The sequence below is a fragment of the Daejeonella sp. genome, from assembly GCF_044342615.1.
Classification (GTDB): domain Bacteria; phylum Bacteroidota; class Bacteroidia; order Sphingobacteriales; family Sphingobacteriaceae; genus Daejeonella.
Genome location: NZ_JBIIPN010000138.1, coordinates 1 through 6,800, shown reverse-complemented (window position 1 = coordinate 6,800; position 6,800 = coordinate 1). Strand labels below are relative to the sequence as shown.

General features: G+C 34.7%; 5 protein-coding genes and 1 tRNA gene. 4 read left to right on the top strand and 2 right to left on the bottom strand.

Features of this window, described 5'->3' with window-relative positions; genetic code table 11:
- A partial coding sequence (locus tag ACIQ0D_RS10725) for a Glu/Leu/Phe/Val dehydrogenase dimerization domain-containing protein (protein WP_395805452.1) occupies positions 1-254 on the bottom strand: 254 nt, incomplete at its 3' end.
- 301 nt (positions 255-555) lie between these two features.
- On the opposite strand from ACIQ0D_RS10725, the gene ACIQ0D_RS10720 reads away from it, so the two are divergent.
- From ACIQ0D_RS10720 to ACIQ0D_RS10705, 4 genes are all read left to right on the top strand, one after another.
- Complete coding sequence (locus ACIQ0D_RS10720) at positions 556-2,340, top strand: ABC transporter ATP-binding protein (protein ID WP_395805454.1); 1,785 nt, start codon at positions 556-558, stop codon at positions 2,338-2,340.
- A 152-nt stretch (positions 2,341-2,492) separates the two neighbouring features.
- Entirely contained in the window at positions 2,493-2,822 is a 330-nt protein-coding gene (locus ACIQ0D_RS10715) for a DUF3276 family protein (RefSeq protein ID WP_291401871.1), read from the top strand.
- 251 nt (positions 2,823-3,073) lie between these two features.
- The gene (ychF, locus tag ACIQ0D_RS10710; protein ID WP_395805449.1) at positions 3,074-4,174 is read left to right on the top strand and encodes a redox-regulated ATPase YchF; all 1,101 of its coding nucleotides are present in this window, start codon (positions 3,074-3,076) and stop codon (positions 4,172-4,174) included.
- A gap of 42 nt (positions 4,175-4,216) precedes the next feature.
- A tRNA-Arg gene (locus tag ACIQ0D_RS10705) sits at positions 4,217-4,288 on the top strand.
- A 52-nt stretch (positions 4,289-4,340) separates the two neighbouring features.
- Here ACIQ0D_RS10705 and ACIQ0D_RS10700 read toward each other — a convergent pair.
- A partial coding sequence (locus ACIQ0D_RS10700; protein ID WP_395805447.1) for a phosphoenolpyruvate carboxylase occupies positions 4,341-6,800 on the bottom strand: 2,460 nt, incomplete at its 5' end.

The window sequence follows — 6,800 nt, the reverse complement described above, 5'->3', positions numbered from 1 at the left end:
CCTAAATTTAATCCAGTGATGGCAGCTTTATAAGTCATGCTTCGCGATAAACGCAAAACATCATGCAATGCCTCGGTTTCAGATTTGTATGGCTGCATACGCGTTCCACCCAAGGCAGGGCCTAATGTAGTGTCATGAATAGCAATAATTGCCTTCAATCCCGTACCAGGATCACTACAATAAACTAATTTTTGATGGCTGAAAGCATCAAGCTGACTAAAAACTGAATGTTCATCAAATTGGGATAATGTCATGTTAATTGGAGCTTTTTACCCGACAAAAGTAGTAAAATTTCCAAACTATGCCCCAATACAATGGGCTAATTCAATAATTAAAAATTAAATCAATTTTATTTATAAAGACTAGTCGGAAAGATATAAACTCAAAAACAAATCCAAATACACCCTAAATAACAAATTCATTCTTAAGGATTTACAATAAACCCTTTGCAATAATTGCAAAAATCACCTATCAAGAAAGAAAAATACAAGAAAGACAAAGCATTTAATCCAATAGCTAATACATAAATTCATATTTTTGTGGGATAGCTGCAGCATGAAAGAATTAGCCTACCTCAATAAGTTTTTCTATAAATATCGATGGCGATTTATACCAGGGATTCTATTTGTAATTATTTCGAATCTATTTGCAGTACTCCCGGCACAAGTTATTCGCATTGCTTTTGATCTCGTAAACGAAAATATTGCCATTTATAAACTTTATAATGGCTTTGAAAAACAAGAAATGATAGCTGTGATTTTTGGGCAGAGTTTATTGTTTTTCGGGCTAACAGTACTTGCATTAGCTTTACTCAGAGGCATTTTCCTCTTTTTTATGAGGCAAACCATTATTCTAATGTCGAGGCATATCGAATACGACCTCAAAAATGAGATTTATGAACATTATCAAAAGCTTTCGATGGCATTTTATCGCCGGAATAATACTGGCGACTTAATGAATCGGGTTACTGAAGATGTAAGTAGAGTCAGAATGTATTTAGGCCCCGCAATTATGTACACCATCAATACTGCTGTATTATTTATTTTGATAATTGTGGCAATGTTTAATGTTAATGCGCGACTTACTTTATTTTCATTATTGCCTTTACCACTACTAGCAGTGACCATTTATTATGTACACACGATTATAAATCAAAGAAGCGAAAAAATTCAAGAGCAACTTTCTTCCATGTCGAGTTTTGTTCAAGAAAGCTTTTCCGGAATTAGAGTAGTTAAATCTTATGTGCGGGAGGATGATATCCGTAAAAAGTTTAATCAGGAAAGTGAAGACTATAAAACTCACTCGATGAGTCTGGTACAAGTACAAGCATTATTCTATCCAATTATGCTTTTATTGGTAGGCTTAAGTACTATTGCTACTGTATATATTGGCGGAATTGAGGTAATGAAGGGCACTATTTCATCAGGTAATATCGCAGAGTTTATTGTTTATGTGAGTCAGTTAACCTTTCCTGTAACCTCTTTGGGATGGGTAACATCACTTATTCAAAGAGCTTCGGCATCTCAAAAAAGAATTAATGAATTTTTAAAAACTGAACCTGAAATTACTTCATTTAATAAAAAGGAAATAAAATTAACTGGATTAATAGAATTTAAAGATGTAAGCTTTAAATACCCGGATACTGGCATTGAGGCGATTAAAAACATATCGTTTAAGGTAGAAAAGGGACAGTTTTTAGCAATAATAGGCCGTACAGGATCCGGGAAATCAACTATTGCGAATTTATTGATGCGCATGTATGATGCTGATCAAGGTGAAATATTGATTGATAATCAAGAGATAAAAGATTTAGATTTAACACATTTTCGGAATCAAATTGGATTTGTACCTCAGGAAGTTTTTCTATTCTCAGATAGCATTTACAATAATATTGCATTTGGTTTATCAGTGGCCGAGCAAAGTCAGGTTGAGCAAGCAGCAAAAGATGCAGCGCTTTATGACAATATTATAGGTTTTGAAAAAGACTTTCAAACGATGATTGGGGAGCGTGGGATTAGTCTCTCGGGCGGACAAAAACAGCGGCTTTCAATTGCAAGAGCTATTATAAAGGAACCACAGATACTTATTTTTGATGATTGTTTATCAGCGATTGACACAAGCACAGAAGAACAAATATTGAACAATTTAGGTCGGATAATGAAAAATAAGACTAGTATTTTAATTTCACATCGGGTATCAAGTATTAAAAATGCCGACCATATTTTAGTGATGGATGAAGGCAAAATTATTGAACAAGGCACACATGAAGCTTTAATTGACTTAAAAGGAAGCTATTTCGATTTATATGAAAAGCAATTACTAGAAGAACAAATACCTTAATAAACAAGCATTTAGCAGTGTTAAACAAGAAATAATTAATTGCAGATAGCTATTAATTTTCTTTGAATATTAAATATTCTTTGTGCAGAAAAAAAATCAATTTGTAACTTTCCGAATATCTATTATATTTACCCCAAGAAAAAAATAAATCAATGGGAGATTTCGACAACAAAGAAAGAGAAGAGGTTTTTTCGAAGAAGGTAAGAGCCGGGAAGCGCACCTACTTTTTTGATGTTAAAGCTACACGTTCTAACGATTATTATGTAACCGTAACTGAAAGTAAAAAACGTTTGGAAGATGGTGTTTTTATAAAACACAAAATTTTTCTTTACAAAGAAGATTTTGAAAAATTTGCTGAAGGTTTAAAAGAAACGATCGATTATATTAAGGCTAACCAAGAAGTTGTTGAAAAACGATACGAATATTCAGAGAATTATAATGAGCAATCAAAAGCTGATGATGATTTCTCATTTGAGATTTAATACTCAATTTAAACACTAATTTAAATAGGCCCCTGTTTCAATAATTTGATTCGGGGGTTTATTTTTGCTTTACCTATCCCCAAAACGAATATAAAAGCCTTCCATAAGAGGAATATCAAATGCTTTGTAATCTGCGAGAAAACTCAGAACATAATTTCTATCTTTGCGCCAAATAGAGAAAAGAGGCAAAATCCATTAGATATTGCCTAATCTATTGATTTATATATTTATTCAAATTACGATTCATTCATATGGCATTACAGTGCGGTATAGTTGGCTTACCCAATGTTGGAAAATCAACACTTTTTAATTGTTTATCAAATGCGAAAGCACAGGCAGCAAATTTCCCATTTTGTACTATTGAGCCGAATATTGGTGTGATTACAGTACCTGATCCGCGTTTAACTAAACTCGCAGAACTAGTAAAACCAGTAAAAGTACAACCAAATACGATTGAGATTGTTGATATTGCAGGATTAGTGAAAGGGGCTAGTAAGGGAGAAGGTCTAGGAAATCAATTTCTTGGAAACATTAAAGCTACCAATGCTATTATTCATGTTTTACGTTGTTTTGATGATGATAATGTAATCCACGTAGATGGTTCAGTTGACCCTATCCGTGATAAGGAGATTATCGATACTGAATTACAGCTAAAAGACCTAGATGCCATTAGCAAAAGAATTCAAAAGGTTGAAAAAATGGCTAAAACTGGGAATGATAAGGATGCCAAAAGGACTTATGAGATTTGCAATATTATAAAAACTCATTTAGAGACTGGAAAATCTGTAAGAACTGCCCCTATTAGTGAAGAAGATAAAGAATTTATAGCCGATTTATTCTTACTTACCGAAAAACCGGTGATGTATGTTTGTAATGTAGACGAAAAATCTATTGTAAATGGTAATAAATACGTTGATCTAGTTAGAGCTGCTGCAAAAGAAGAAAATGCAGAAGTTTTGGTAATTTCAGCACAGATAGAAGCTGAAATTGCTTCTTTAGAGAGCTTTGAAGAGCGTCAAATGTTTTTAGAGGATTTAGGACTTTCTGAATCGGGTGTAACACAATTAATCCGTGCAGCCTACAAACTTTTGAATTTAGCTACCTATTTTACTGCTGGTGTTCAAGAAGTTAGAGCGTGGACTATCACTCAAGGATTTACTGCACCGCAAGCTGCAGGTGTAATCCACTCCGACTTTGAGAAAGGCTTTATCAGAGCAGAAGTTATTAAATATGAAGATTTTATCACCCTAGGATCCGAAGCCGCTTGTAAGGAAGCAGGAAAGTTAGGTGTAGAAGGAAAAACATACATTGTGCAAGATGGCGACATTATGCACTTCAGGTTTAATGTTTAATATCCCTTGGCTAAAAAATAATATAAAATCCTTCGGAGAAAGGTGCCCATAGTTCAATGGATAGAATTGCAGATTCCGGTTCTGCTGATGGGGGTTCGAATCCCTCTGGGCACACAAAAAAAGCCTGTTACTTAATAAATAACAGGCCTTTTCTACTATAAAAATGTTAAACTAAGTTTCTTCCTGCATTTACTATTCCATAAACTGTACGAATAATCAGCTTATCATATATTTCATTATGACTATCATCTAAATTTGATGCTTTCGATTTATTAAGCTGTTGAAGAGCATAATGTTGAATGATAACCAATGGCAAGACAATTTTTTCGCGTAAAGCGATTGATTTACGCTCCACGGGGTATTGTTCCATTAAAGAATGAGTATCAGATACCTCAAGCAATAAATTGCGAGTAAGCTCAAATTCATCTCTAATCATCTTCCAAAATGGTCCAAAAGTACCATCATTTTCAAGATGTGCTGTTAGTCTAAAATCAGATTTAGACATCGACATCATACAATTATCAATCATGGTCTTAAATTGACCTGATTCGTTGTAAAGTGTTTTTATATCATTAAAGGAACCATTATCCTTTGCTTTTTTCAAAGCTGTACCCACACCATAATAACCTGGAATATTTTGTTTTAACTGACTCCAAGCGGTAACAAAACTAATTGCACGAAGGTCTTCAAGCCTTAATTCTGAATCTACATTCCTTTTAACAGGTCTACTGCTAATATTAATTTGAGAAAGTAGCTTTAGTGGACTATATTTTTCGAGATATTTCAAAAACAAAGGATGTTTTGTAAGAGCAGCAAATACCTCATAACTATCATTTGCCAAACTGGCAATTAAGTCGGTTTGAGCAGCATTTAATGTTTGTTCATTATTAGATGCTAAAGAAGAAACAATACCAGCATTGATAAGTTGCTCCATGTTATAATGAGCACTATCAAATGAACCATATTGGCTACTAATTGTTTGTCCCTGAATGGTAAGCTGAATATGATCATTCGCCATATCTTTACCCATAGAAGCATAAAATAAATGAGTTTTACCTCCACCTCTAGCTGGGGGGCCCCCTCTACCATCAAAAAACACTAGTTTGACCCCATTAGTTCTCGCAGTAGTAGTTAATGCCACCTTGGCCTTTAAAATCGACCAGTTTGCCATCAAATAACCCCCATCCTTTGTGCTATCCGAGAAACCTAGCATAATGGTTTGTTTATTATTCCGACGCTTTAAATGCTCGCAATAGAAGGGATGGGTATAAAGCACCTCCATAATTTGGCTTGCCTTTGATAAATCGTCAATAGTTTCAAATAGTGGAACAAAATCTATATTTAGGGATTCCTTTTTCCATCCGCTCATTAGGAATAACTCCATTAATTGAAGAATATCTGAGGCTTGCTGACAATTACTAATTATAAAACGATGACATGCCTTCTCGCCACCAGCAAATTGAAGCTTTTTAACCAAACGAATTGTATCCAGCGTATCTTTAATTAGAGGGTCTGGCTGATCTGGACAATGGAAATCTAATTCTTTAAATGCGAGTTGGACAATACGCTCTTCTTCAGTAAATTGTTCAGTTCCTCTTTCTATGCCATTTTGCTTTAAAGCATATTGATGTACATTTCTTAAAATACGGCTATCTTGTCTAATATCTAAAGAGGCAAAATAGCAGCCAAAAAGCTTTACTTTATTGATGAGATCTTCAACTTTATCTAAAAATAAGCCATCATGGACTTCAACAAGCACTTTTTTGATTGCTTCGAGGTTTGCAAGAATCTCAGCCTGTTGATTTTCTGGATTTTCGGCCACATTAAAGCTGTTTTCATAAAAGAGATCCTGCAATGTTGAAATATACCCTTCCACTCCACGGAAGGTAACACGTCTTTTTAAGTTACGAAAATCGCGATAATAACAACGAAAAAGTATTGTTCTTAATAGAGCTGAGACAGTTTTGGTACTTTCCGTAGTCACATTAGGATTACCATCCCGATCGCCGCCAGGCCAAAAACCTAATTCTATAAACTGAGCTGAATCTGAAAGATCAAACTCCTTGTCAATTTGTGATTGAATACTTGAGGTTGTTTGATAAAAAACATTTTCAAGAAACCAAGCAAGACTAGCTGCTTCATCTACAGGGCTTGGCTTATTTTTATTGAAGAATGGGGTTTTTCCAAGTTGTTTTAACAATAAATTGATTGAATTGATGTCGTTTTGCTTCAAGGCTTCAATCAAATCGGTAATAATGGCCAACACCGGACCAGGATAAAACTGCGTTGGATGCGCTGTCAAAACCAATCTAAGTGAGAAATCTTTCAGCTTATCTTTAATTTTTTTGTCGATTGCCGGGCTTGAAGCAGCCTGCTGAAACAGTGAATTTAAAGAACCTGTGTCTTCAAATCGGCCAGTCTTATTGAAAGAAGCATCTTCAACCGCATCAAATAAAACCACCTGACGCTCAATGTATTGAATAAATCGAAATAATAGATCAAAGCGATCGGCGGCATGAACGTATTGCTCATACTGACCGAAGAAACTTTCAATAATATCAGTAGGACCGAGTTCAGATTTTACCCCATCCTCACAATGGGAGGTAAAAAATGGTAATAAAGTCCC

Coding starts and splice junctions, on each gene's coding strand:
- ACIQ0D_RS10715 (WP_291401871.1), top strand. CDS start 2,493: ATGGGAGATTTCGACAACAAAGAAAGAGAAGAGGTTTTTTCGAAGAAG.
- ACIQ0D_RS10720 (WP_395805454.1), top strand. CDS start 556: ATGAAAGAATTAGCCTACCTCAATAAGTTTTTCTATAAATATCGATGG.
- ychF (WP_395805449.1), top strand. CDS start 3,074: ATGGCATTACAGTGCGGTATAGTTGGCTTACCCAATGTTGGAAAATCA.